Genomic DNA, 24,902 nt, shown 5'->3' on the forward strand with positions numbered 1-24,902 from the left:
CGTGGGAAAACGATGAATAGATGATTCTCACATTGCAAAAAGAATAATGGCCTTACAGACGTCATCGATGGCAAGGTCTTTATTTTATTCACAAATTATCCCTTCAATGGTTTTCTTTCGCATAAAAGTGCAAGTTGCTATGCAACAGTGGCACCCGCTGCCGCATAGCAGCTTGCATTGGGGTTACCCTCGAGGAGTGGACACCTGATGAGGATGGGCCACCGGCCCGTCAGGAAGGATGTCTACCACCATGAGCACGAGGAAGAAGTACACCCCGGAGTACCGGCAGGAAGCCGCCCGGCTGGTCATCGACACCGGTCGGCCGATCGCGGAAGTCGCCCGCGAGTTGAACTTGGGCGCCACACTGCTGGGTCGGTGGGTAAAGAAGGAACGCGAACGCACCGGCGATGGTCCGGCAGCGGATCTGGATGCTGATGAGCGTGCTGAACTCGACCAGCTGCGCAAGGAAATCGCGGAGCTCAAGATGGACAATGAGTTTCTGGGAAAAGCAGCAGCGTTCTTCGCGTCGAAGCATCGAAAGTAGAGTGCTTCCAGTTGATGGGACAGGAGAAGGCGAACTACAGCATTGCCCGCATGGCCCGACTACTCAAGGTCTCCCGGTCCGGGTACTACAAGTGGGCCGGCCAGCAGGACAAGAAGGCTCGGGGTCTGGACCCGAAGGAGCTCTGGCAACGGGAACTCGACAAGAAGATTTTGAAGTTCTGGAACGACTCGGACCAGACCTACGGGGCACCGCGGATCACCATGGACCTGCACGACGACGGCATCATGGTGGACCGCAAGACCGTGGCCAAGGCGATGCGCCGGCTCGGGATCGAAGGGATCAGCCCCCGGTCCTGGGAGCCGGTGACCACTATCCCCGGAAAGCCCACGCATTCCATCCCTGACCGGGTCAAACGGCTCTTTGATACCGGTGAACTCAACCGGGTGTGGATGTCTGATATCACCTATCTGCGCACCGGTGAGGGCTGGTTGTACCTGTGTGCGGTGCGCGACGGTTGCTCGCGACGCGTGCTCGGATGGGCGATGGATTCCACGCAGACCACCGACCTCGTAGAGCGTGCCCTGCGCATGGCCCACACTCTACGCGGGGACGTCCCCGAGGGCCTGGTGTTCCACGCAGACCGGGGAACCCAGTTCACCAGTGATCAGCTCTACCAGGTATGCCAGGAGATGGGGATCGATCAGTCGATGGGGCGCACGGGAGTCTGCTTCGATAACGCGATGGCCGAATCCTTCTGGTCAACGTTGAAGACCGAGTTCTACGACCGACGGAAGTGGAAGACCCGGGATGAGGCCCGCCAGGCCGTCGCCCGGTGGATCGAGATCTTCTACAACCGGCGGCGCCGGCACTCCTCGATCGGCAACCAACCCCCGGTCGACTTCGAGAACGCCTACCACCAGGCAGCGACCGCTGCCACGGAGAATGCAGCTTAACTAACTGTCCACGATTTGCGGGCAACCCCATGCATTGAAGGGGCAGTATTATGCGACGCTTGTCTGTGTTTGGATGCTTTTGTGGTCTAGGGCTAGCCAGTGGTGGTTCTGCAACCGGTTTCGTGGGTGGATTGCTGCCTGCTTGCACCTTAGGTGCCGAGTGTGGCTCGTTGTTTGTTGTCTATTTCGGCAATTGTGTCAACCGCGGTTGCGGCCACACGTGGGACGAACGTCCCAAACCTTCTGACGCTAAAGCAGAAGGTGCAACGATTAATACAAGTACTGACTGGCCCCTGTAGGGGCGCATGTGCTGCAACCACGTACCACTTACCTTCACCAAAAGGGTGTTAAACCCAGGCTCGCAAATCGGTAGTGGGTCTGCGAAAACCGGACGATTCTCGTCCAAGGCTACTGCAGCTCGTTGGCCGAATAAGACAATGAGTGAACGCGTAGGGTCCGGGACTGCCAATAAACGCACCGTCGCCCGGTCCACGACAACGGGACGGTTCGTGACTGAATGCTGGGAAAAGACCCTTGATAGACACTCAATGTCGAGGCACTTGGGTGGAGAGCTCTTCCCATTACGTTGTTAGCAGTTCCACCCCAGGGCGCCGAAGATACATAGCCTGTCCACCCGATTGGGCGGGCTATGTTTATGTCCGTTCCCGCCATCCGAAAGGACAGTGGAACTAGTCGCTGGCTTCGGTATGGCTTATTCCTGTCCCTGTCTGAAAATGATCCGGGGGGTGATGTCGCCGAAGACAGTGACATACTCAAACTGCTAATAGGAACCTGACCCGGCCCAGGCGGCATGAGGTCTCACAGTAATGTGGATGCCAGCGCAAGTATGTCCGACAACCCCAGCGATGAAACTTAAATAACCCAACTTCTAATTCATCGCTAGGAGGCACACACCCATGGCCTATGACTTCGTCATTGGCGTGGACCTCGGCAAATACTTCCACCACGCCTGCGTCCTCGATCCGCAGGGCAGTCAAGTCCTGTCCAAACGCATCAACCAGCATGAAGGCTCGCTACGCAAGATCTTCGGCCAATTCCTCGCCGACAACGCCTCGGTCTGAGGCGGCCTGGGTTGGTCGGAGACTAGATTTTACCCTAGGAGGACGATCAGCATGGCACGACCCAGCAAGTACGACACCGCCACCCAACAACGCGCGGTACGCATGTACTTCGAACGTCTCGAAGACGGCGACATCTCCAAAGCAGCCGCCCGCCGAGAAATCGGCGAACTACTCGGCGTAAAGGAATCCACCCTGCGCAACTGGGTCCGAAAACAAGAACAACAGGAACAAGCACCCCAGCCCGGCTCCCTGTCCTACGAGCAGCTCCAGGCTGCCTACGAGGAGCAGGCCAAGGAAGTCGCCAAACTGCGACGAGCCAATGACATCCTCAAGACGGCGTCAGCTTTTTCGCCCAGGCGGAGCTCGACCGCAAACTTCGGTAGTCGTGGATTTCATCCGCACCTACCGGAACCGCTTCGGGGTCGAGTCAATCTGCGAGACCTTGACTGCCCACGGCATCGCGATTGCCCCGAGCACCTTTTACGCCCACCAGTCCCGCGGCTTCGGCCCCACCGACGCCGAGTTGGATGAGGCCTACGCCGCCCACCGCATCTACCGATTGTGGGAGGACAACCGCAAGGTCTATGGCCGGCGCAAGCTCTGGAAAGCAGCCATCCGTGACGGCATGCTTATTGGTCGTGACCAGGTGGAACGACTGATGAAGATCACCGGTATTCGTGGTGTGTCCCGCGGGATGCACCGCAAGAAGACGACCGTGGCCAATCCTGCGCACCGCCGGCACCCAGACCTGGTGGACCGTCGGTGGACCTACCCCTGGCATCCGGATCAGTGGTGGATCGCGGACTTCACCTACGCCTGGACCAGGGAGGGCTTTTGTTACGTCGCCTTCATCGTCGACGCCTACTCGCGGCAGGTCCTCGGCTGGGTGGTCACCACCGTCATGGACACCAGGATGGTGCTCATGGCCCTGGAACACGCGTTGTTCAGCCGCAAACGCACCCGCATGGATTTCACCGCCACCGGCATCGTTCACCATTCGGACGCTGGGGTCCAGTACACGTCGCTGGCGTTTACCGACGCGCTGGCAGACGCCGGACTCCAGGGCTCGATCGGCTCGGTCGGTGATGCCTTGGACAACGCGATGATGGAGTCGACGATCGGACTGTACAAAACTGAGCTCATCGACCTCGACCCCGCACGCACATGGAGGGATGCCCGGGAGATCGAAACGGAAACGGCATCCTGGATCTATTGGTATAATCACCAGCGTCTGCACTCGTCGATCGGTGACGTTCCCCCGATCGAATACGAGCAGGACTACGAGGACATCAACACCGCACGAAAAGCCCAGTAAGGCTTTTGCCCGTAGTCTCCACAAAACTCAGGCCGATTCAACCAACGGGAAATGCCAGATGATCTGGCTCATCGATCCTGTCTACGCCGACGAGTCTGGCCATTCGCCACACATGAAGCTGCTGGCAGCTACCACCCGGGCACTGGGCGAACTGCTGGACCATGACCCGCACTTTGCCCACCGGTTTAGGCGGTCACCTTTCTACGATGGAGACAACCCCCATGCGTACCGCTGGTATTGCCAGCATCACCGCGATATACGACTAGGAGACGTCATCGATCAGGTCAGAGAACTGGCCGGACAACCCGGGTACCGTCCGACCCCACGCCAGCAGTTCACAAGTGGGCGTGAGTTCATCAACGCGGTTAAGACATATCGCGAAGAAGCGCAAGCACTTAAAGCCTTTGCTGGCGGTGTTGAAGCTGAAATCAGCGGCAAGCTCGAAGTCTACGACTCAGAACTTATCCAAGGTGTACGGATCTATTGGATTGGCCAGGGCTAGGCCCGCGCAACACGTGATGAGACTGCATTCCGGCATGCACTTAAGACAGCTCACCGGCTGCACGCCCAGGGCCAACGCATGACCGATGCCGCGATCATTGACGTCTACGAGCACGCCTACAACGTCGCTCACAAACTCGGTAATGAGTTACCTCCGATGCGCGCGACCCGTCAGACCATGGCACGGCGCGTACGTGGCTACGTCACGAGCAGCAAGCAACGCGCGCATAAGGCCGCAGAGGAGGGAAGAAGTCCGCACAACGCTGGAAACAGACCTCAACGGTAAATATGCCACTGAACAACGTAAGAAACTTGAAAACGCATAGACGAAAATAGTTGAGGGGATCAGCAATCGGCAGCGAGTCGGACAATTTATTACTAACTACTGGCTAGAGACCAATGCGTTACCCACCTGGAGAGATCCCAGAAGAGACAGGACTTTCCAGGGCTACAGTTGCCCGGCACGTGGCGACCCTTAAAGAAACAGGGGAGTATCCCACCTAGGGGTCTCATACCGTAAGCAATATATGGTTCCCCCTTCCGGGAGGAAGGGGATCTTGAAGTGCCCTGGGTTTTGTTCCTAGGCTTGTGCTTTAATGTTCATTATTTCTTGCTCTGGGCTACTCATCCACAACTCTGACTTAACGTCCGCCGGTGTGCGATAGTCGAGACTTTGGTGGAGTCTTGAGTCATTCCACTAGTTCACCCACTCGAACGTCGTGATCTCTACCTCGACAACGTCGGACCGTACTCTGGTATGAATCAGCTCATTCTTGTATGAACCGTTGACGTTTTCGGCCAAGGCAATGTTATAAGAGTCACCGACTGTCCCGGTAGAAGAAGCAATTCCATGTTCGGCAAGCCGCTCGTTGTAAACAATGCTGACGTTTTGTGAGCCGTGATCTGAATGGTGAATTAATCCTACGGTTTCCTTGGCGCGCACAATCGCTTGGTTGAGTGCCTGTAGTGTCAACGCTTCGGTCCGCATCGAATCGGATAGCGTCCATCCGACGATCCTGCGGGAGTACACATCAGTCACGAAAGCGGTGTACACGAAGCCTTATCGAGTGTGCACGTAAGTAATGTCTGCCACCCACAACTTGTTCGGTGCTGGTGCTTTGAAGTCGCGGTTGACCAAGTCCGGGTGAAGATTTGGCCCTTTAGGTTTACCAGTTGTGACAGGAGCACTACCTTTGTCTTTACTGGACAGTCCTGCCAGGCGGATCAGCTTGGCAGTCTGCTCACGGCCGACGGTAATTCCTTTACGGCGAAGTGCGTGCTGCATCTTCCGCACACCGTAGACGCCGTAATTGTCGGCGTGCACTTCGCGAATATGCTCCACCAGGGCAGCGTGACGAAGGCGGCGGGCACTATGCCCGCGTGCTTTGTGTTGGCGGTACCCGCGGGAGGTGATGAAGCCTCCCTTCGTGATGATTGTTCAACGTCGTGCAGACGAACTCGACAGTGAAGCGATCCCGGTGTTCATCGATGAATCGGATCATTTCCGATGTTTGGGGTCTGGTTCCGACGTGAAACAAGCTGATGCGGCTTTCAACAACTCGTTGGTGTCGCGAAGTTGCTGAACTTCACGCCGTAGCTTGGTATTTTCAGCCGCTAGGTCTGCAGGTATACGTTCGGCAATGTTTCTCTCCCGGTGTGCGTGCTGGGTTTACTGCCGAGCGGTGTGTCAAGAAATCCCGAATTTGGTGTAACAAGCTGACATGCAGCTTGTATCGAGAGGTTCTCCGTCAAGATGCGGTCTTCTACGAGATGGATGACATAGTCCTTCGTATCCTGATCAAATTATTTTGGGTATAGTCCAGATTTTCCTATCTACTCAAACGGAACAAAACCTGAGGCACTTCATGTCAGTGAAGTTCCTAAGCGAAGTGCAAACCCACTCCTCCCCGCTCGACCCCGTCGCCAAGCTCATGCTTGGACTCCTGGGCAGTGTTACCAAGTTTGAATGATCCATCGTCAAAGAGCGTCAAGCGGAGGAATCGCTGAAGCCAAAAGCGCGACGCATACAAGGGAAGCAGAAGGGCTCTCACTCCGGAACAGGTTGAACACACAAGGAGTTGGGTAGAGGTGGGAATTCCCAAAGCTGAGGTTGTACGACGCTCCACAACCCACTCAGGAAAGAAAAAATGATTCCATGAAATATGACATAAATATGTCCTGAACAAGTACTTCACAATGTGCTTGACAATGTAATGGATATGTATAGAATAGGCGTTAGTGCGAAACGGGGTTTCAATCTCTTTCGCACTAACATAACCTCACAAAAGTGAGGTTGAAGCCTATCCTTGAAAGGAGTCGGCCATGTCCGGCATTATCACCTCGAAGCACACCCCCATCACTGCCAAAGCAGCAGCCGCCTTGCTCTCCGACAGATTCGAAGAGCAGACAGGGGGCCGCCCCTCTATCACCGCACCAAAAGTGACCATGCTCGTAAAAACGGGAGTGCTCGACAACCTCAACCCGTCAGGCACCCGAATCCTTCTCTCGCGAGAGCAGGTCGAAGACTTTGCGGACAACACCACCTACATCCCCGACTACGACGATCTCGAACTCGATGCCCCCGTCTTCCGGGTCAGCCTCGTTGAGCAATGCCTCAACCCAGTATTCGACGTCTACGGGAAGAAGCTTCGCGAGTACAGCGGTTTCGACTACGCCAACCACGACGACCTCGACGAGGAAACCCAACGCGGCGGATATGAAGGCGCGTGGTCCGTCTCCGACGCAAACGCTGACTTTCTCGTCGAGACAAACGCCTACCTCGTGCCCACCACCAAAGGCTACGTCCGGGCAGGAAACATCCGCCGCATCACCGGCTGCACCCTAATCCAGGACAGTCCGCGCAAGTACTTCATCACCGACGAGCTTTCTCCGGAGGACGAGTTCTACACCGACCCTAATAAGGGCTATTGGATCGACGTCCCCGCGGGCCGCGAGAGTGGTATCGATTGGGTGCCTGCCGAGTACGAGGAGGATGCCTTCGAGGACACCGACGAAGAATCCACCGAGACCGACTCCGCCGACGGCGAGGGCGACACCCCCAGCTACAGCCTGGACGAGCTGATCGCCATCAAGCTCCAACAGATTCGCGACCTCGACGAGCTGATCGCGCGTAAGGAGGCAGAAGAAGCCGCAGATAACGAATGCCACCACTAATGGATTGCCGCAGGTGCAAGGAGTGGTGCCTGCGGTAACCAGTTTTCTGTGCGGTTGTTAGGCGTCTTGCACGACACCTGGGGGTGTTCCTATATAGGTTGTCAACTCCGTGGGTGAGATTGTTGGGGGTGTGAAGGGCTTCTGTTTTACTTCGGCGATGTTGTTTTCGGGCACGCTGAGGGGCCGACTGGGCTTCCTGCGCAATCGGCTTGAGGTGCGGTTCTGATGGTTCTAGGCTGCTGCGGTCTCCTGGACTGTGGAGATGTCTCGGTAGCACTCGCCGCTACGCATCATGGCGAAGAGGACGTTAAGGCGTCGGCGTGCGAGTGCAACGACTGCGGCGTTGTGCCTTTTGCCTTCTTTGCGTTTTCGTTCATAGAATTGCCGGGAACGCTCGTGGAATCTGATCGATGCAAAAGACGATTGCCATAGGGCGTTCTTTAATTTTTTGTTGCCGGCCCGGTTGGGTGAATTCGACATGATGGACGTTCCCGACTGATTCGTCCGCGGCGACAGGCCTGCATAGGACGCTAGGTGCGCTGCATCAGGGAAGTCGGACATATCGCCAACAGTCATGAGGATCTGTGCGGCACTACGCGGGCCGATGCCGGGCATGGACAAAAGAATCTCGGTTTGAGGAATGTCCTGAATGAGCTCGAGTACTTGGGCCTCGATTTCCTTGCGATGTTCTAGCTTGGCCAGTGCATCTTTGGCGGACATTGCTACGCCAAGTTCGGCGTATTCTGCGCCGGCAATGGTCACGGTCTGTGCGTGGATGGCCGCAAGCATGGCATCGATGACAGGCTCAGGATTGCGTGCCCTGTGACTGCGTGCGAAGGCTGCTAGGCGAGCTTTACCGACGCGTCGAATCTTGGTGGGACCACCGTATTTCGCAAGTAGGTGGAGGATCCACTTTCGGTGAATCATTTGCCCGCGTAGGACATGTTCGAATGCAGGATGGGTTCCCACGAGCGCGGAGCGCATCTGGTTAATCAGACGTGTGTAGGCCCTCGCGAGGTCTTCGTCGATACCGTTGAGGACTTTTAGCTGGATGAAGACTTCTTCGACTCGGTCGACGCTGCGCAGGGCATCCGGGAGGTTACGACCGGCATGGGCAATGACGTAGGCGTCGCGCACATCGGTCTTGGAGTTGCCGACGTGGATGCGAGAGAGCTGCCGCATCGCAAGCCCGGGGAGGTAGCGAACCTCAGCGCCCATTGTTTGGGCGACTGCGACGGTCAGCCGGCCGATGTTGTTGGGTTGATCGACAATGACAAGGACTGAATCGGCCTGAGTTTTGTGGAGACTACGGGCAAAAGCCTTACTGGGCTTTTCGTGCGGTGTTGATGTCCTCGTAGTCCTGCTCGTATTCGATCGGGGGAACGTCACCGATCGACGAGTGCAGACGCTGGTGATTATACCAATAGATCCAGGATGCCGTTTCCGTTTCGATCTCCCGGGCATCCCTCCATGTGCGTGCGGGGTCGAGGTCGATGAGCTCAGTTTTGTACAGTCCGATCGTCGACTCCATCATCGCGTTGTCCAAGGCATCACCGACCGAGCCGATCGAGCCCTGGAGTCCGGCGTCTGCCAGCGCGTCGGTAAACGCCAGCGACGTGTACTGGACCCCAGCGTCCGAATGGTGAACGATGCCGGTGGCGGTGAAATCCATGCGGGTGCGTTTGCGGCTGAACAACGCGTGTTCCAGGGCCATGAGCACCATCCTGGTGTCCATGACGGTGGTGACCACCCAGCCGAGGACCTGCCGCGAGTAGGCGTCGACGATGAAGGCGACGTAACAAAAGCCCTCCCTGGTCCAGGCGTAGGTGAAGTCCGCGATCCACCACTGATCCGGATGCCAGGGGTAGGTCCACCGACGGTCCACCAGGTCTGGGTGCCGGCGGTGCGCAGGATTGGCCACGGTCGTCTTCTTGCGGTGCATCCCGCGGGACACACCACGAATACCGGTGATCTTCATCAGTCGTTCCACCTGGTCACGACCAATAAGCATGCCGTCACGGATGGCTGCTTTCCAGAGCTTGCGCCGGCCATAGACCTTGCGGTTGTCCTCCCACAATCGGTAGATGCGGTGGGCGGCGTAGGCCTCATCCAACTCGGCGTCGGTGGGGCCGAAGCCGCGGGACTGGTGGGCGTAAAAGGTGCTCGGGGCAATCGCGATGCCGTGGGCAGTCAAGGTCTCGCAGATTGACTCGACCCCGAAGCGGTTCCGGTAGGTGCGGATGAAATCCACGACTACCGAAGTTTGCGGTCGAGCTCCGCCTGGGCGAAAAAAGCTGACGCCGTCTTGAGGATGTCATTGGCTCGTCGCAGTTTGGCGACTTCCTTGGCCTGCTCCTCGTAGGCAGCCTGGAGCTGCTCGTAGGACAGGGAGCCGGGCTGGGGTGCTTGTTCCTGTTGTTCTTGTTTTCGGACCCAGTTGCGCAGGGTGGATTCCTTTACGCCGAGTAGTTCGCCGATTTCTCGGCGGGCGGCTGCTTTGGAGATGTCGCCGTCTTCGAGACGTTCGAAGTACATGCGTACCGCGCGTTGTTGGGTGGCGGTGTCGTACTTGCTGGGTCGTGCCATGCTGATCGTCCTCCTAGGGTAAAATCTAGTCTCCGACCAACCCAGGCCGCCTCAGGTTGGGTTAATACCTACCCAGGCCGGCCCGGTGCCCCGATCAATTAACGCGCTGGTGACGATTTTAACGTATCCGTCCAGGTTAGGGGTGCCCGCCACTGGTGCCGGGCTTATCGACGACAACGACCAGGCAGGCGACGTATTGCTTGTTGGTCAAGATGACATACTCGCACTTGGCTAGTCCTGGTGAGTCAGCGCGGTACAGGGATCGCGGACCTTCTACCGTTTTCTTCCTCCCCGGGGAACCTTTCCACCGCTACCGGGGTCTAAAAGGTCATGAACAATAAGGATGTCTATAGCCGTCTTGCCCACTCGCTCATCAATCTCCGCGCAGTGCCCAATTCCAACCGTGATGTATGGAAACGGGTCAGCGATGGTGAGTTAATTCGCCTTGCATCATGCTGGGTCATTTCACGCGAACTATTTGCAGGCCTCAAAATGCACCACCGCCGCTGGGTAACCGCTTTTGCACACGGCTGCAATACAAATCAGGCTGTTCTTGCAGGAAGGTCTGCAGCCAGGATTCTTGGAATGTGGGTAATCACCAGGGGCGATGAGCCAGTGGAGCTAATTCTTCCCTCAGGACATTTGCCTGCTAAAAAGAAGTGGCCGAAGGGAACGATCTACCGCCGTTCGACGCTGGACGGGGATGAGATACGCCAGATCGGGCCGGTGCGAACCACCCATCCGATTCGCACAGCATTGGATATTGCCAGATTGCACGGGTTCCGCGAAGGGCTCGTGGCCTGCGACGATCTCCTCCGTCGTGGCTACACCAAGCAAGAGCTGCGACGAGAGCTCGCACAGATGGGCAAACGCAAAGGTTCCCACACTGCGAAACGATGCATCGCAGCCGCCACTCGTCGGTCGGATTCACCTTTTGAAAGCTACGCCCGCGCGTTGCTGATTGAAGCAGGCATCGGGGGCTACACATTGCAAAAGCAGATCGGCAAGGCGCGGGTGGACATGTGCTTCGAAAACCGACTCATCATCGAGATAGATGGTGAGGAAAATTACAACACCAACGACACCATCATCCGCGAGCGCCACCGCGAGAAACAGCTCACCAATCAGGGGTTTCGCGTGCTGCGTTACCACCCGCAGGATCTCTTGGCGGATCCGGACGCGTTCATCGACCAAGTGCTCCATGAACTCACACACGCAGCAGCTTAACGACGATCAGATGTTGCAGGCCACACCCGTGGAGTGATGAGGGCAGTAGCCGTTGGGAACTTTATGCAGATACTGTTGGTGCTCGTCTTCAGCAAGGAAGTAGTCGACGCCGCTACGGATTTCGGTGGTGACCTGGCCGAAGCCTTCGTCGCTAAGCAAGGCAGCGTAGCTTTCGACCCATTCCTGAATCTGTGCAGCTTCCTCTGGCGTATCGGTGTAGAAGGCGGAGCGGTACTGGGTACCTACGTCATTTCCTTGGCGGAATCCCTGGGTAGGATCGTGCGATTCTAGGGCCATGCGGACGATGTCCTTCAAAGCAATGCGGGCCGGGTCGTAGACCACTTCGACGACTTCGACGTGGTTGGTCATGCCGCTGCACACTTCGCGGTAAGTGGGGTTTTGGGTCTCGCCACCGGCGTAACCGACCGAGGTGGATTCGACACCGTCGGTTTCCCAATACATTCTTTCGGCACCCCAAAAGCAGCCGATGCCGACGACGACGCGGTTTTGTGACTCATTCCACGGGCCAGTGATCGGGGTGCCCAGGACGGCGTGCGGGCGAGGATGGGCCAGAACGGGCTGGTCGCGCCCAGGGAGGGCCCGGTCTGGGCTGACGAGTTCAGGAGTACGCGCAAAGATCCACGACATGCCCCCTATAACGCCAGATCATCCAAGTTTATTCCCGAGCACCCCCGTCGTTGACCCGTCAGCAATAAATGGTGGCGAAATTTTCAAATCCGCCTATCATGGGGTCCACAACGTCCCCAATCGAAAGGTTTTAGAACATGGCTGTTTACGAACTTCCAGAACTCGACTACGCATACGACGCTCTTGAGCCACACATCTCCGCTGAGATCATGGAGCTACACCACACCAAGCACCACGCAAACTACGTTGCTGGCGCAAACGCTGCTCTCGAGGCACTTGAGGCAGAGCGCAACGGTGAGGCAAACGCAGACAAGATCCGCGCATTCTCCAAGAACCTTGCGTTCAACCTGGGTGGCCACACCAACCACTCCATCTTCTGGAAGAACCTGTCCCCTAACGGTGGCGGCGAGCCAACCGGCGAGCTTGCAGAGGCTATCAACAAGGACTTCGGCTCCTTTGAGAAGTTCCAGGCACAGTTCAACGCAGTTGCGCTTGGCCTGCAGGGCTCCGGCTGGGCTGTTCTTGGTTACGACCACATCGCAGGTCGTCTGCTTATCCAGCAGCTGACCGACCAGCAGGGCAACATCTCCGTGAACTTCACCCCACTTCTGATGCTTGATATGTGGGAGCACGCTTTCTACCTGCAGTACAAGAACGTTAAGGCTGACTATGTCAAGGCAGTCTGGAACGTCTTCAACTGGGAGGACGTTGCAGAGCGTTTTGCTGCAGCGAAGAAGTAAGACTTCTTTTTAAGCTCGAAAACCAAACCGCCGCAGGACCCACGTCCAGCGGCGGTTTCTGCGTTCTAAGCTAAAATCCTCATCCCCACCTTCACCTGCCAATACCCGCCTGCGAATGGTACCGCGCACCCCGCCTTAACCACCGAATCGGAGTAGCTCCAACGACCCCTTCGGAGCTCGTCCCGTGTGGCCAGGGCCTCTTTTCCAACCTTGCGTAAATGCAAATATAGTCGAGGAAGTTTTCTACCCTCGCTAGGAGTTCCTGCCAGCTTTCGTCTAGCCCATTTGTATTCGTGACTATGCGTGACTTTACCTAATCCGCTCTTGACCAGGATGAGAGTGCTGTAGGCCTTAACGCGTTCGGTGAGTGCTTTTAAGGGCAACGTCTTGCCTCCACCGGGCGGAGAAGATTCGGGGCATCTGCAGACTCCGAGACGAACCGATGACTCTCTATCCCCGGTTGTTTTAGTGAGCTGCATAGCTGACTTTCATTGCAGACGAGATATGGAATCACTACAGTCAAAGACGCGAGACTGCCACGAAAACACTGCTTTCTAGCAATGCTTGTTTTTACACCCGCGGTTCCGGAAGTCTGGGTGAGTTAATACCGAAGGATCTGGGGATCAAGAGACTGGGACTTTGGCTGGTAAAATTCCTTAACCTGTTACCTATGCGATTGGCGGTGCTGTTGCAAAGTTGGGCGGAGAGCAGCGAAGACTCAGTTTCTCATTCCCTGATGGCCGCTGCGTGTGGGCGTTCTCAGGCCGTCTCGAAGACCCGGTTGACGATCACCGCGTCCGGGTTCGGTTGCCCGTAGGCAAACATCGTGCCTTGCCCTTTCCGCAATGAGTGCATCGCCTCCATCCCTTTCAACGTCCGATATGCAGATGTCCGGTTCTTAAATGCACCTTTCGGCCCGAGGATCCGCTTTAATCGACCGTGGTCACCTTCCAGCACGTTATTGAGGTATTTCACCTGCCGGTGTTCCACTGTTGGCGGACAGATCCCCTCTGACTTCAACTCGACAATCGCCTTGGCCAGGGCTGGCGCTTTGTCAGTGCTAATCACCCGCGGGGACCCGGCTGTCGTATTCGATCGCAGCGTCTTAGCCAGGAAACGCTTCGCCGCCGCGACGTTACGCTTCGGGGAGAGGTAAAAGTCCAGGGTATACCCACCGGCGGTGATCGCCCGATAGAGATAGCACCACTTCCCGCCGACCCGGATATAGGTCTCATCCACCCGCCAGGAACTGGCCTGCCAGTCAGGTACCTGCCGGTACCACCGAGTGTGCTTATCCAGCTCAGGGGCGTATTTCTGCACCCAGCGGTGAGAATCGTGGTGTGATCGACCTGCACGCCCCGCTGAAGTCATCATTTCCTCCAGATCTTAGGTCAGCTCACCCCGTAGCGGCAGTACCTGCGCACTGCCCACAGAATGATGTCACGGGGGAAATGACGACCGGAGAAGATACCCATGGCTGTGATTATTTCACGTCGCTCTTCCTACTGCCCCAACTTTGCAACAGCACCTTCGAGACTGCCTGAGAACGTCGGCCCTCAACGACCACCAGAGGATGAAAGACGGAGTCTTCACGACTATCCGCCCGACTTTGCAACAGCACCATATCTCAAGAGTCGCAGTACACAACGATCGGAAGATGCGCGGCAGGGGCGCAGAAAGTAAGCGTGCGCCCGCACTTTCTAGAGTCCGTCGCGGGATCCGAGGGCTTTCCGGCGAAACTCGGTAGGAGTGCATCCTTCGATGCGTTTGAAGACCTGTCCGAAGTGTGACGGGTTCTGTACACCCCACCGTTGAAGAAGCTTTTCGATTGACACCAGGGCAAACTCTTCCAGCGCCAGATCTGCTCTCACCCTCTCCACGCGTCGCACCCGGATGTAGTTGGCGCAGGTCATTCCTGATTTCTTGAAAATCTGGTGCAGGTAACGGGTGGAAATGTGGGCGGACTCCGCCACCATCTGCGGATTAAGGCGGGGGTCCGGAAGATTTTCCTCAATAAAAGTAAGGCACTGATCTAGTAACTCTGCAGTAGGCGGCTGAAGGGGATCATCCTCAGCTAAATGCAGGTCCGCCAGCATTGCCTCAATCAAGCCGACAAGGTGGTTGGCTACTGCCGCCCGGGCCGAGGACGTGAGCGTGGGTTCTACGGGGGACAACCCCGCCAGGAAGCTCAAGACCGGCGGTGCTAGACCTTGGTTTCCCTCAAATGCCAATGCTCCAAGCTCTTTCCATCGTTGTGGTTTGGTGTTGAGTCGATCGATCGGAATGCGCACACTACGGCTTTGATAATTGCCGTAGCACTCGAGCTGGGCTGGCTTGCTGGATAGATACAAGCCGATCTGGCCGGGAGCCAGCTGAACTTGTTTTTCGTTCTGGGTGACCTTCAGCATGCCGCCGACCTGGAATGTGACGATGACGTACTCGTCGTCCTCATTGCTGACATGCTCGGCGGTGCGCTCGGCGACGTGGTCTCCAGTGTCCATGGAGAAGACGCTGACGCTGAGAAAGTTGGCTGCTTCAAAAGCGCCCTGAAATACACTGCTGTCCTGGGTCGTGAACCGGAACGGCATGACATCGTTGCCCACCCTCTCGCTCCAGGCGTCGAGGTTCTCCCGGCGGCTTGCCCCGATTCCTACCCCGCCCAACCACGACTTGTGCTCCATGACACATAAATCTAGCACTGTGGTCAAGTGCACAGTGTGCAGGGAACCGAGAGGGGTGTTCACTAGATCGATAGGGCAAGCCTTGTGACCCAGCTTATATTGTGTGAACACCATCACACCGAGCGACAAGGAAGACCATGACCACGACCCTGCAGACCCCGAACCGCACCGGACTCAACCCAGGACATGAGTTTGAAGCTCTCATGTCCCGCCTCGATGAAATCACCGACCTGCTCAAGGCCAATGGCGAGAAAAACGAGGAGCTGGGGCACCTGAGCGACGAAAGCTTCCAGGCGCTGAAAGACGTCGGTGCCTTCAAGGTCGGCATCCCGGAGGAGCTTGGCGGCTATGAGCTTAAGCCCACCCAGACGATCGCCGTCCTAGAGAAAGTTTCCCGGGCCGACCCGGCCTCCGGCTGGGTGCTCATGGTGCTGCAAATGATCTCCGGCACCACCGCTGCCTATCTGCCGGAGGAGGCGCAGCGGGAGCTGTTCCCGGAAAACGGGGACCACGCGCTGGTGGCCGGCCAGGGCACCCGTTTCGGCAAAGCAGAACGTGTTGACGGTGGCTACAACATCACCGGTAACTGGTTTTTCGGCTCGGGCATGCTGCACGCCAACTGGATTCACACCGGCGCCATTGACGAAGAGAGCGGCCGCGTCATGATGGTGCACTTCCCCCGGGACAAGGCCAGCTTGGACGGCAACTGGGACGTGCTCGGCCTACGCGCCAGCGGCAGCATCGACTACTCGTGCGAGAACGTGTTTGTTCCGGACGCCTACGTCTACGAGCCCAACACGACCGACCCCCTGGCCGGCGGAGCGCTGTATAAAATCGGCCTGGCCCTGATGTCCGGCATCTGCCACACCGGCTGGGCGCTCGGCGTCGGTCGACGCTTCCTCGATGAAATGCAGGCACACGCAGCCAAGCGAAAGGGCCGGCCTGGTGCATCCACCAATACCGACCAGTTCCACGCCGAGTACGCCAAGGCCGAGGCCCGGATGCGCTCTGCCCGCTCCTGGGCGATGGATGTGTGGGCGGACAACGAGCGCGCCCTCGACGCCGGCGAAAAATTGACTATGGAGCAGGAGACCCTGACCCGTCTCGTGCTCAATAACAGCACGTGGTCCGCTCACGACGTCAGCCAGACGGTGCACCTGTGGACTGCGACTGCCCTCGCACGACGTGGTGATCTGCAGCGCACCTTCCGCGACCTGCACGTCGGCACCGGCCACGTCACCAGCGGCCCCGTCGTCCTGCAGCAGGTGGGCAAGTACCTCGCCGGCTTGGCCTCCCCTGATGCCCACTGGAACTTCTTCGACCTCGCAGAACCCGCCTCGTCCTAAGTAGCCACCCAGCAAGAAAGGTCAGACCCATGACTGTCACGTATCCGATGACCACCAACACCCTGCCCGAAGAAATCTCCCAGGATTTCCGCAATGCCTTCCGCACACACCCCGCCGGGGTGGCCATCATTACCGCCGACGACGGGAGCGGGCCGGTCGGCCTGACCGCCACCAGCGTCAGCAGCGTCTCCGCTGACCCCCCGACGATCGCGCTCAACCTCTCGGTCCTGTCCCGCTCCGCTGAGAAGATCCGCGCCGCGGAACACGTGGTCGTCCATCTCCTCGGGAGCGAACAGCTCGAGCTGGCGCAGCTGTTTGCCACCCCAGGCGCCGACCGCTTCGGCGACACCTCCCGGTGGGACCGACTGCCGTCGGGAGAACCGTACTTGGTCAATTCCCGCGTCTGGATGCGTGGAAAGATCGTCGGTTCCATCGACATCAACGGATCCACCCTGGCAGCCATCGAACTGGTGGAAACCCACGTCGATACCTCCGCAGAACCTGCCCCGCTGGTCTACTGCGACCGGACGTGGCACGAGCTGTAATCGACGAGCTTCGTCCATCTCACCGACTAAGTGCCGGTACGAGCCCATCCCCCACATGATTGCGTGAAGCTAGGAGACCCCCATGTCATTAGATGAAGCCACGAGTGCCTTTCTTACCGCCGCGGCGGATAACGCCGGCGACCGCCCGCTCTGGGAGCTATCCGCCCCTGAAGCACGCGAGGCCACCTCCGGTCTCGAGGAGCTTTACGGCCCAGGCCCGCAGATGCACGAGGCCCGCGACCACCGGATCACCGGCCAAGACGGCGGGGAATTCACCGTGCGCGTCCTGACACCTTCACCCTCCCCGACCTCCGTGGTCGTGTACTACCACGGTGGCGGGTGGGTACTGGAAAACCTCGCAGGCTACGACACCTTGGGACGACAGCTGGCCGAAAAGTCCGGTGCGGCCGTGGTGTTGGTGGAATACCGCAAAGCCCCGGAGCACCCTTTCCCCATCCCGATCGAGGACGCCTGGGCCGGACTGCGATGGGCACGAGACAACGTTGCGCAACAGAGCGAGAAGACGCTGCCTCTCATTGTGGCCGGTGACAGCGCCGGAGCGAATCTGGCCGCGGTCGTTGCACAACGGGCCCGCGACGAAGGCGGGCCCGCGGTGCAGGCGCAGATCCTCGTCTGTCCGGTCACCGACGCCGACTTCACCCGCGACTCCTACCTCGCCCCGGAGAACCAGACAACGGTCACCCTCGAAGCGATGCAGTGGTTCTGGGATCAATACCTTCCGGACGCAGCCCAGCGCACTAATCCGGTGGCGACCCCCATTAACGCTCAGTCCTTGACCGATCTCCCCCCAGCGCTGGTCATCACCGCCGAACACGATGTGCTTCGTGACGAGGGCGAGGCCTACGCCCACGCCCTGCAGGCGGCCGGCGTCACCGTGGAACATCACCGGTGGAAAGGCCAAATGCATACCTTCTTTTCCATGGTCAACGTCCTGCCGGGCAGCGCTGAAGCTATCGACCTGGTCACAAAGCGAATCAACGACTTTGCCAAGGACGCCGCTACCCAACCGGTTCGGGCGACTACCGCAATCTGACAGAAGCGACGACCGAGCGCACCGAATGCGCTTGAATCCACAATCAGTTGATGGCGCAACCGAGATCCTCATCCAGGATGGGTGCGCGGAAAGAACAGAAAAATGAGCTCCTTAAGATTTATCCATGAAACTCTCCCCCAGCGAGTGGTGCTCGACAGTGGGCGGGTCATTGAGCGAGTGCTCAGTGAGGCTGAGCAACTGGGAATGAGCAGGGCGATGCTCATCTCCACCGAAGGCACCCATGAGGTGGCCGACAAACTGGCGACGGCACTTTCTCCGGCCGAACACTGGCGGGACGCGGTGCAGCACGTGCCGCGAGAGATTGCCGACGCCGCGACCGCTGCTGCCCGAGACGCGAATGCGGACGGAGTGATCTCCATCGGCGGTGGCTCAGCGACCGGCCTAGCAAAGGCGGTAGCGCTAGAGACGTCGTTGCCGATCATCGCGGTGCCCACCACTTATGCGGCTTCCGAAGCCACCCCAGTGTGGGGAATCACCGAGGAACGCACCAAGACCACCGGTATCGATCCGCTCGTGTTGCCGAGGGTCGTGGTCTATGACGCCGATCTGGTGGCCACCTTGCCGCAGGACATGGCGATCGCCTCCGGGCTCAACGCCATGGCCCACTGCGTGGATTCGCTCTGGGCGCCGAAAACAGACCCGATTAACCGGGCCCTGAGCCTAGAGTCGGCCCGTGCACTGGCCAAAGCGCTGCGGGCACTGGCTGCCGATGGCGGACAAGAGGCCCGGGAACAGGCGCTCTACGGCTGCTACCTCTCCGGGGTGGCGTTCGCTTCCGCAGGCTCGGGATTGCACCACAAGATCTGCCATGTGCTGGGCGGCACCTTCAACCTGCCGCACGCCGAAACTCACGCCGTGGTCCTGCGTTACGTCACCGCCCTGAACCTGCCCGCAGTCCCCGAGATCGCCGAGGAATTGGCTCAGGCACTGGGAAGCGACGACGCCATCACCGAACTCAACCGTCTCTACCAGGACATCGGCGCCCCAAGCTCCCTGGCCGAGCTGGGTATGCCTGAAGAGGGCATCGCCGAGGCCGTCGACCGGGTGCTCGCCGCGGTGCCGGCCGGTAACCCAATGCACGCTACGCACGACAACATCACCGCCCTGATCACCGCCGCCTTCCACGGCGATGACCCGGCCCGTATCAACGAATTCGTAGAAGGAAGAACCCAATGACCCAGACACTTCACCCCTCCCGTGTCTCCGAGACGCAGCGCCGTGTGGAGGATGACCTCGTCGACCGGGTCGTCTCCTCCTTCGACAACTGCGACAACCCCCGTCTGAAACAAATCATGCAGTCCCTGACGGTGCACCTGCACAACTTCATCCGCGACGTCCGCCTCACCGAGGAGGAGTGGAATTACGCGATCGACTTCCTCACCAAGGTCGGGCATATCACCGACGACAAGCGCCAGGAGTTCGTGCTGCTCTCCGACACCCTGGGCGCCTCCATGCAGACGATCGCAGTGAACAACGAGGCGTACAAGGACGCCACCGAAGCCACCGTCTTCGGCCCCTTCTTCGTCGACGACGCACCGCACGTCGAACTCGGCGGCGACATCTCCTTCGGCGCCAAGGGACAGCCTGCCTGGATCGAGGGCACCGTCACCGACACTGACGGCAACCCCGTGCCCAACGCGCGGATCGAGGTGTGGGAGTGCGATGAAGACGGCTTCTACGACGTGCAATACGGCGACGATCGTACCTCCGCCCGGGCGCACCTATATACCAATGAGCGCGGGGAATACCGGTTCTGGGGACTGACACCGGTGCCGTATCCCATCCCGCACGACGGCCCTGTCGGCCAGATGCTCGCCGCTGTCGGACGTTCTCCGGTCCGTGCTGCACACCTGCACTTTATGGTCACCGCTGAAAATCTGCGCACCTTAGTCACCCACATCTTCGTCGAAGACGACCCACAGCTGGAGATCGGTGACTCTGTCTTCGGGGTCAAGGACTCGCTGATCAAGCGCTTCGAAGAGCAACCCGTCGGCACCCCGACACCTAATGGTCGCGATCTAAGCGATCAGGCCTGGACGAAGACCCGTTTCGATATCGTGCTCGCCCCCGCCCATCCCCTGTCTGAGGAGAATTGATTATCATGACCACCACTTCCGCTGACTTGACCACCGACGTGCTCGTCGTCGGTTCCGGTCCCGCCGGTTCTTCCGCAGCGCTGTTCCTGGCTACCTACGGCATTGAGTGCCTGGTGGTCAGCAAATACTCCAATACTGCCCACACCCCGCGGGCGCACATCACCAACCAGCGCACCGTGGAGATCATGCGGGACATAGGCATCGAGGACCAGATCAAGGCCGCCGAGGTGCCCCACCATATGATCGGCGAGACCGTCTTCTGCACCGCCATCAACGGCGAAGAATTCGGACGCGTCCACTCCTGGGGCACCGGACCGGACCGAGAGGGCGAGTACATCGCCGCCTCCCCGTCGCTGAACTGCGATCTGCCCCAGACCCACTTCGAGCCAATCTTGGTGCGCAATGCCATGGAACGTGGGGCCGTCTTCCGCTGGAAGACCGAGTACGTCTCCCACACCCAGGACGCCCAGGGCGTGTACACCGTGGTGCGTGACCGGTTGACCGGGCAGACCTACACCGTGCACTCCAAGTACCTCATCGGCGCCGATGGTGGCCGTTCCCAGATTGCTGCCGATCTCGAGCTTCCCATGGACGGACAGATGGGAGTCGACGGGTCCATGAACATCCACTGCGACATGGATCTAACCGAGTACTGCCAGGACCGACAGTCCTCTCTGTACTGGGTCCTTCAACCCGGAGCCGCGGTCGGAGGCATCGGTCTCGGCTTGGTACGCATGGTGCGTCCATGGAACGAATGGCTGGTCACCTGGGGTTATGACATCAACCAGCCCCCGCCGGAGATGGATGACGCCAAGGCCGCCGACATCGTGCGCAACCTGGTGGGCATCCCTGACCTAGAAATCAACATCCGGCACTGGTCACTATGGACGGTCAACGATACCTACGCCACCGAGAACATGAAGGGTCGGGTGCTGTGTGTCGGGGACGCCGTGCACCGCCACCCGCCGAGCAACGGCCTAGGGTCGAACACCTCTATCCAGGACTCCTACAACCTCGCCTGGAAGTTGGCCATGATTCTCAAAGGTCAGGCCGGTGAGGAGCTCATCAACTCTTACCAGGACGAGCGAGTGCCCGTGGCCAAGCAAATCGTTCGCAGGGCGAACAAGTCCATCTCTGAGTTCAGCCACGTCCTTGATGCACTGGGCATCGACCCGGCCGATGACGATGAGGCCATGCAGGCGGCCATGGACGTGCGCAAGCAACCCACCGAGGAGGGGGAACGACGACGACAGGCGCTGCACAAGGCGTTGAAGATCAAAGACTACGAATTCAATGCCTTGGGCGTGGAGATGGGCCAGCGCTACGAATCGAGTGCGGTGGTTTCCGACGGCACCCCGTGGCCGACCCAGGACACCGACCCGGAACTGCACTACCAGCCAACCACCCACCCCGGGGCCCGACTGCCACACGCGTGGCTGAGCCCCAAGAACCCGTTCGCTCCGAAGGTCTCCACCTTGGATCTCGCCGGCGGTGGGCACTTCACCATCCTCACCGGCACCAACGGCCACGCCTGGGTCGAGGCAGCCGCGGAGCTCGCCGCCGAGCTGGGAATCGACATACCCGCTTACCGCATCGGCCCAGATCAGGACTACACCGACACCTACGGTGACTGGGCTCGCCTACGTGAGATCGCCGACGACGGCTGCCTGCTGGTCCGTCCCGACAACCACGTTGCCTACCGTGAGGCACGCCTGGTGGACGATCCCACCGCAGCGCTGCGCGACGCTCTAACAGCTGTGCTCCACCTCAAGGGCGATGAAAAAACTGCTCAGCAGGCTAAAGGGGAGGAGAACCCGCACCCGAACCACCGCCAGCTGGAAACCGCTGGAGCATAGCAATCCCCGGCACCCCGCCTGACATCGCGGCGCCCTCGTCTATCTCTTGCACAGACGGACGAGGACGCCACGATGCCGCCACTCTGGAATGTGTCCGTCCCCTTCGGCCTGGTCCACCGTGATGGAACGGTTCCCTGGAAAATCCAGCGAGGAGGCCGGGCTCCTTTTCTTCATTTTTCGGTGCTGTTGCAAAGTTGGGGCAGTGGGAAGACCGGCGTGAAATAATCAGGGCCATGGGTATCTTCTCGAGTCGTCATTTTCCTCGTGAGATCATTCTGTGGGCGGTGCGGTGGTACTGCCACTGGAGGCTTTCGAGCACGCCTTATACAATGCCGGAGGCCTGCGGGCCGAAAGCTTCATTCCCCACAGTGACCGCGGATCACAATACGTCTCCGTCCGATACAGCGAGGCTCCGGTCGGCGCTGGGATCGACCCTTCGGTTGGCACTGTGGGCGACTCCTACGACAACGCTTTGGCTGAGACCGTTAACGGGTTGTACAAGACGGAGATGATCTACCCACACCGGCCGTGGGTATCCGGTCGGGGAAGTCGAACTGGCAACCCTACGGTGGGTTCGCTGGTGGAACAACCAGCGCCTTCACGAATCCTTGGGCTACATCACCCCTCAGGAGAAGGAAGACATCTACTATCAACAATCAGACATCCACACAGTGGGTGCAAAGTAAGCGGAACCAAACCCAGAACGCTTCGATCCAAATCCCGAATGCTAAATGCCGAACGCCCTGGACCGAGAAGACCTTGCCCGATTTTCATCCAGGGCGTTCGGGTTCTGGAGTTCGGGATTTGTCCGCGAGCCGCCAAAAAGCTCCCCGAAAAACAAAAACACCGCCTTCGACAGATTAAGGCGGTGTTTTCGCGACTCGCACTGGAGATGCTTTGAGCCTGCACTTCACTTCAAGGATCACGCACAGTGAGAAACGTCCATGCGCTAACACGAGCATATAGGTTAGGGTTACCTAACACAAGCATTTTAGAAACATTTTTGTGCGCTAATTCGATAAAAGTCCCACAACCCACCCTCACCAGCTAAAACTCCCTGTGCTTGGTAGTGAATTATTCGCGATTCACAGATTTCTCTGCATTACATGTACCCGATGCAGGCGAGGATTAGGTAAAGAGAGGCAGACTCGAACTGCCTCATCCGCCATCGCCACTTCGGATGCCAAGTGTCCCTTTGAACTGTGGGATCCAGCGTCACACACGCAAAGATTTAGCTGGCTACCAACTTTTAACTAAACTACAGTAGCTGCGTCGACCAATTCACCTGCTGAATGAGAAGATCAAGTTCGCGGTAGCGCTTCGATGCTTCGTCAGCTCGGGAGCGCAAAGCCCGGATGTCCACGGTAGCCACGTACTTAACTTCACTCACTGTATATCGATCTTGGCGCGCAGCCGCTCGATCGGCGAACTCCGTCAACAACCGACGCTTTGCCAACAAATGGTCTCGCTGCGCGAGTGCTTCGGTCATAGTCATCTCCCCGACCATTACTTGCGCGTTGGTTAAATTAATCCGACGCACGAGCTCTTCGATACGCGCTAGCAAACGCTCTGCCTCGTCGAGAAGCGCTTGCGGATTTTCGTCAGGCGCGTCGCCCTCTTGCACTCGTGCAACAGTTGCGAGACGGCCTTTCAGTTGACTTAGACGATTGTTTGCTTCCGCACGCTCCGCCAGCGCTTCCGAAATCAGCATGACGCAATCCTATCTCACGCACTTGACCCTCGCACCGCGTCATGGTTCATGATTTAAGCATGCGAATCTCTGATGTTGCCCGCGCTGCCGACTGCTCTGTACGCGCTATCCGCCACATGCACAACAGCGGCGCGGTCCCTGAACCCGCCCGGCTCTCCAACAGCTACCGCGATTACTCGCTCCATGATGTCGCGGCGGTCCTGCGCGCCCGAATCCTCGTCGATGCCGGGGTGCCTTTGTCCCGGCTAAACTCCCCCACCGCGTTGTCCGAAGCTATTTCGCTTATCGACGACCAACTCGCCCGACTAGAACTGCAGCGCACAAAATTGATCGCACTGCAAGAGAACCCCGCCGGGACTCCTACCGATGTCCGTGAAGGGATCCTCGCCACATTTGGCGATTCCGACTACGTCCACGGTGAATTAGCAAGCTTCGATGTAATGGCATTAACAGGTGTTGCGTCGCAGCAGACTTGGGATCAGCTGCGTTTGAACCTCGCTGATCCGGATTGCATCGCAGCAACGCGTGAGTTCATCGCAGTATGGGAGCAACTCGGCGACGCAACGCATTTGACGGATGAAGTCGCCACTCTACAGAGCCTCTTACCGAACGGTTTACTGCGGGGGATCTTCGACACTCTAAGCGAAAGTGATTTGCCTCTCACTCTTAACGAGATTCCACTGCGCGGCGCCCAAGTTCAAGCATTCAAGGCCCTCACCGGCGATGTTTAAACTTGTACGCCACCATCCGGCGATTCGCTTATTGCAATGGGAGCTTGGACTATGGACGGATCTCATCCGCTGGACACGGGGACAGCTACTCATCCCCGAGCATGCAACTCCGCTTCCTCACCAGCCAGGC

General features: G+C 58.5%; 20 protein-coding genes, 5 pseudogenes and 2 other annotated features. Of the genes and pseudogenes, 17 read left to right on the top strand and 8 right to left on the bottom strand.

What is annotated here, in order from left to right; genetic code table 11:
• Positions 1-238 precede the first annotated feature (238 nt).
• The 5 genes and pseudogenes from QP027_RS10630 to QP027_RS12365 all read left to right on the top strand — a co-directional run bounded on the left by QP027_RS10630 (position 239) and on the right by QP027_RS12365 (position 4,860).
• Positions 239-1,458 (top strand): IS3 family transposase gene (locus QP027_RS10630; RefSeq protein WP_284824697.1). Its coding sequence is split into 2 segments (ribosomal slippage): positions 239-500 and positions 500-1,458, totalling 1,221 coding nucleotides; the frame shifts between segments, so codons are not numbered across the junction.
• 917 nt (positions 1,459-2,375) lie between these two features.
• A pseudogene (locus QP027_RS10635) lies at positions 2,376-2,537 on the top strand (IS110 family transposase); the annotation flags it as partial.
• 54 nt (positions 2,538-2,591) lie between these two features.
• Positions 2,592-3,855 (top strand): IS3 family transposase gene (locus QP027_RS10640; RefSeq protein ID WP_284824699.1). Its coding sequence is split into 2 segments (ribosomal slippage): positions 2,592-2,887 and positions 2,886-3,855, totalling 1,266 coding nucleotides; the frame shifts between segments, so codons are not numbered across the junction.
• Positions 2,882-3,012, top strand: a sequence feature (AL1L pseudoknot). (Overlaps the previous gene by 131 nt.)
• Before the next feature lie 58 nt (positions 3,856-3,913).
• Positions 3,914-4,357, top strand: a complete 444-nt coding sequence (locus tag QP027_RS10645; protein ID WP_284824700.1) for a replication initiation protein — start codon at positions 3,914-3,916, stop codon at positions 4,355-4,357.
• A 398-nt stretch (positions 4,358-4,755) separates the two neighbouring features.
• Positions 4,756-4,860 carry a helix-turn-helix domain-containing protein gene (locus QP027_RS12365; RefSeq protein ID WP_432418591.1) on the top strand — a complete coding sequence of 35 codons (105 nt, stop codon included), beginning with the start codon at positions 4,756-4,758 and terminating at the stop codon, positions 4,858-4,860.
• A 193-nt stretch (positions 4,861-5,053) separates the two neighbouring features.
• Here the strand turns inward: QP027_RS12365 and QP027_RS10650 are convergent, their stop codons facing one another.
• Together QP027_RS10650 and QP027_RS10655 are read right to left on the bottom strand one after the other, a co-directional pair.
• Positions 5,054-5,395 carry a DDE-type integrase/transposase/recombinase gene (locus QP027_RS10650; RefSeq protein ID WP_432418592.1) on the bottom strand — a complete coding sequence of 114 codons (342 nt, stop codon included), beginning with the start codon at positions 5,393-5,395 and terminating at the stop codon, positions 5,054-5,056.
• 21 nt (positions 5,396-5,416) lie between these two features.
• Positions 5,417-5,698 carry an IS3 family transposase gene (locus tag QP027_RS10655; RefSeq protein ID WP_284824703.1) on the bottom strand — a complete coding sequence of 94 codons (282 nt, stop codon included), beginning with the start codon at positions 5,696-5,698 and terminating at the stop codon, positions 5,417-5,419.
• 980 nt (positions 5,699-6,678) lie between these two features.
• On the opposite strand from QP027_RS10655, the gene QP027_RS10660 reads away from it, so the two are divergent.
• On the top strand, positions 6,679-7,530 hold the full coding sequence (locus QP027_RS10660; RefSeq protein ID WP_284824705.1) for a hypothetical protein: 852 nt from the start codon (positions 6,679-6,681) through the stop codon (positions 7,528-7,530).
• 231 nt (positions 7,531-7,761) lie between these two features.
• Here QP027_RS10660 and QP027_RS10665 read toward each other — a convergent pair.
• Both QP027_RS10665 and QP027_RS10670 read right to left on the bottom strand, forming a co-directional pair.
• Positions 7,762-8,850, bottom strand: a pseudogene (locus tag QP027_RS10665) (IS110 family RNA-guided transposase); the annotation flags it as partial.
• Position 8,851: 1 nt separating this feature from the next.
• Positions 8,852-10,116 (bottom strand): IS3 family transposase gene (locus tag QP027_RS10670; protein WP_284824707.1). Its coding sequence is split into 2 segments (ribosomal slippage): positions 8,852-9,825 and positions 9,825-10,116, totalling 1,266 coding nucleotides; the frame shifts between segments, so codons are not numbered across the junction.
• Positions 9,695-9,826, bottom strand: a sequence feature (AL1L pseudoknot). (Overlaps the previous gene by 132 nt.)
• 330 nt (positions 10,117-10,446) lie before the next feature.
• Between QP027_RS10670 and QP027_RS10675 the strand changes: the two genes are divergently transcribed.
• Positions 10,447-11,343 carry an endonuclease domain-containing protein gene (locus QP027_RS10675; protein ID WP_284824708.1) on the top strand — a complete coding sequence of 299 codons (897 nt, stop codon included), beginning with the start codon at positions 10,447-10,449 and terminating at the stop codon, positions 11,341-11,343.
• Positions 11,344-11,349: 6 nt separating this feature from the next.
• Here QP027_RS10675 and msrA read toward each other — a convergent pair whose 3' ends face one another.
• Positions 11,350-11,991 (bottom strand): peptide-methionine (S)-S-oxide reductase MsrA, encoded by a 642-nt coding sequence (gene msrA, locus QP027_RS10680; RefSeq protein ID WP_284824709.1) that lies wholly within the window; start codon positions 11,989-11,991, stop codon positions 11,350-11,352.
• Between the two features lie 137 nt (positions 11,992-12,128).
• Here msrA and QP027_RS10685 point away from each other — a divergent pair, with 137 nt between their 5' ends.
• Entirely contained in the window at positions 12,129-12,731 is a 603-nt protein-coding gene (locus QP027_RS10685; protein WP_284824711.1) for a superoxide dismutase, read from the top strand.
• Between the two features lie 759 nt (positions 12,732-13,490).
• On the opposite strand, the pseudogene QP027_RS10690 reads toward QP027_RS10685, so the two are convergent.
• Both QP027_RS10690 and QP027_RS10695 read right to left on the bottom strand, forming a co-directional pair.
• Positions 13,491-14,206: pseudogene (locus QP027_RS10690) on the bottom strand (IS6 family transposase).
• Between the two features lie 225 nt (positions 14,207-14,431).
• The gene (locus tag QP027_RS10695; protein WP_284824713.1) at positions 14,432-15,412 is read right to left on the bottom strand and encodes an AraC-like ligand-binding domain-containing protein; all 981 of its coding nucleotides are present in this window, start codon (positions 15,410-15,412) and stop codon (positions 14,432-14,434) included.
• A gap of 137 nt (positions 15,413-15,549) precedes the next feature.
• Between QP027_RS10695 and QP027_RS10700 the strand changes: the two genes are divergently transcribed.
• From QP027_RS10700 to QP027_RS10735, 8 genes and pseudogenes are all read left to right on the top strand, one after another.
• A complete protein-coding gene (locus QP027_RS10700) occupies positions 15,550-16,758 on the top strand; it encodes an acyl-CoA dehydrogenase family protein (RefSeq protein ID WP_284824715.1) in 1,209 nt (402 codons plus the stop codon).
• Between the two features lie 29 nt (positions 16,759-16,787).
• Positions 16,788-17,303 carry a flavin reductase family protein gene (locus QP027_RS10705; protein WP_284824717.1) on the top strand — a complete coding sequence of 172 codons (516 nt, stop codon included), beginning with the start codon at positions 16,788-16,790 and terminating at the stop codon, positions 17,301-17,303.
• 82 nt (positions 17,304-17,385) lie between these two features.
• Positions 17,386-18,357: an alpha/beta hydrolase gene (locus QP027_RS10710; RefSeq protein ID WP_284824719.1), complete on the top strand. Its 972-nt coding sequence runs from the start codon at positions 17,386-17,388 to the stop codon at positions 18,355-18,357.
• 102 nt (positions 18,358-18,459) lie between these two features.
• Positions 18,460-19,554: a maleylacetate reductase gene (locus tag QP027_RS10715; RefSeq protein WP_284827029.1), complete on the top strand. Its 1,095-nt coding sequence runs from the start codon at positions 18,460-18,462 to the stop codon at positions 19,552-19,554.
• Positions 19,551-20,474: a dioxygenase gene (locus QP027_RS10720; protein ID WP_284824721.1), complete on the top strand. Its 924-nt coding sequence runs from the start codon at positions 19,551-19,553 to the stop codon at positions 20,472-20,474. Before QP027_RS10715 ends, QP027_RS10720 begins: the two co-directional genes overlap by 4 nt.
• A 5-nt stretch (positions 20,475-20,479) precedes the next feature.
• Positions 20,480-22,330 carry an FAD-dependent oxidoreductase gene (locus tag QP027_RS10725; RefSeq protein WP_284824723.1) on the top strand — a complete coding sequence of 617 codons (1,851 nt, stop codon included), beginning with the start codon at positions 20,480-20,482 and terminating at the stop codon, positions 22,328-22,330.
• Between the two features lie 233 nt (positions 22,331-22,563).
• Positions 22,564-22,644, top strand: a pseudogene (locus QP027_RS10730) (IS6 family transposase); the annotation flags it as partial.
• Positions 22,632-23,016, top strand: a pseudogene (locus tag QP027_RS10735) (integrase core domain-containing protein); the annotation flags it as partial. The pseudogenes QP027_RS10730 and QP027_RS10735, both read left to right, overlap by 13 nt.
• Positions 23,017-23,588: 572 nt before the next feature.
• Here the strand turns inward: QP027_RS10735 and QP027_RS10740 are convergent.
• Complete coding sequence (locus tag QP027_RS10740) at positions 23,589-24,041, bottom strand: DIP1984 family protein (RefSeq protein ID WP_284824725.1); 453 nt, start codon at positions 24,039-24,041, stop codon at positions 23,589-23,591.
• Positions 24,042-24,100: 59 nt separating this feature from the next.
• On the opposite strand from QP027_RS10740, the gene QP027_RS10745 reads away from it, so the two are divergent.
• On the top strand, positions 24,101-24,772 hold the full coding sequence (locus QP027_RS10745) for a MerR family transcriptional regulator (RefSeq protein WP_284824726.1): 672 nt from the start codon (positions 24,101-24,103) through the stop codon (positions 24,770-24,772).
• Positions 24,773-24,902 lie beyond the last annotated feature (130 nt).

It is taken from the genome of Corynebacterium breve, from assembly GCF_030252165.1.
In the GTDB taxonomy this organism is placed as follows: Bacteria; Actinomycetota; Actinomycetes; order Mycobacteriales; family Mycobacteriaceae; genus Corynebacterium; species Corynebacterium breve.

Coding starts and splice junctions, on each gene's coding strand:
- QP027_RS10710 (WP_284824719.1), top strand. CDS start 17,386: ATGTCATTAGATGAAGCCACGAGTGCCTTTCTTACCGCCGCGGCGGAT.
- QP027_RS10715 (WP_284827029.1), top strand. CDS start 18,460: ATGAGCTCCTTAAGATTTATCCATGAAACTCTCCCCCAGCGAGTGGTG.
- QP027_RS10700 (WP_284824715.1), top strand. CDS start 15,550: ATGACCACGACCCTGCAGACCCCGAACCGCACCGGACTCAACCCAGGA.
- QP027_RS12365 (WP_432418591.1), top strand. CDS start 4,756: ATGCGTTACCCACCTGGAGAGATCCCAGAAGAGACAGGACTTTCCAGG.
- QP027_RS10745 (WP_284824726.1), top strand. CDS start 24,101: ATGCGAATCTCTGATGTTGCCCGCGCTGCCGACTGCTCTGTACGCGCT.
- QP027_RS10675 (WP_284824708.1), top strand. CDS start 10,447: ATGAACAATAAGGATGTCTATAGCCGTCTTGCCCACTCGCTCATCAAT.
- QP027_RS10660 (WP_284824705.1), top strand. CDS start 6,679: ATGTCCGGCATTATCACCTCGAAGCACACCCCCATCACTGCCAAAGCA.
- QP027_RS10695 (WP_284824713.1), bottom strand. CDS start 15,412: ATGGAGCACAAGTCGTGGTTGGGCGGGGTAGGAATCGGGGCAAGCCGC.
- QP027_RS10720 (WP_284824721.1), top strand. CDS start 19,551: ATGACCCAGACACTTCACCCCTCCCGTGTCTCCGAGACGCAGCGCCGT.
- QP027_RS10725 (WP_284824723.1), top strand. CDS start 20,480: ATGACCACCACTTCCGCTGACTTGACCACCGACGTGCTCGTCGTCGGT.
- QP027_RS10685 (WP_284824711.1), top strand. CDS start 12,129: ATGGCTGTTTACGAACTTCCAGAACTCGACTACGCATACGACGCTCTT.
- QP027_RS10645 (WP_284824700.1), top strand. CDS start 3,914: ATGATCTGGCTCATCGATCCTGTCTACGCCGACGAGTCTGGCCATTCG.
- QP027_RS10705 (WP_284824717.1), top strand. CDS start 16,788: ATGACTGTCACGTATCCGATGACCACCAACACCCTGCCCGAAGAAATC.
- msrA (WP_284824709.1), bottom strand. CDS start 11,991: ATGTCGTGGATCTTTGCGCGTACTCCTGAACTCGTCAGCCCAGACCGG.
- QP027_RS10740 (WP_284824725.1), bottom strand. CDS start 24,041: ATGCTGATTTCGGAAGCGCTGGCGGAGCGTGCGGAAGCAAACAATCGT.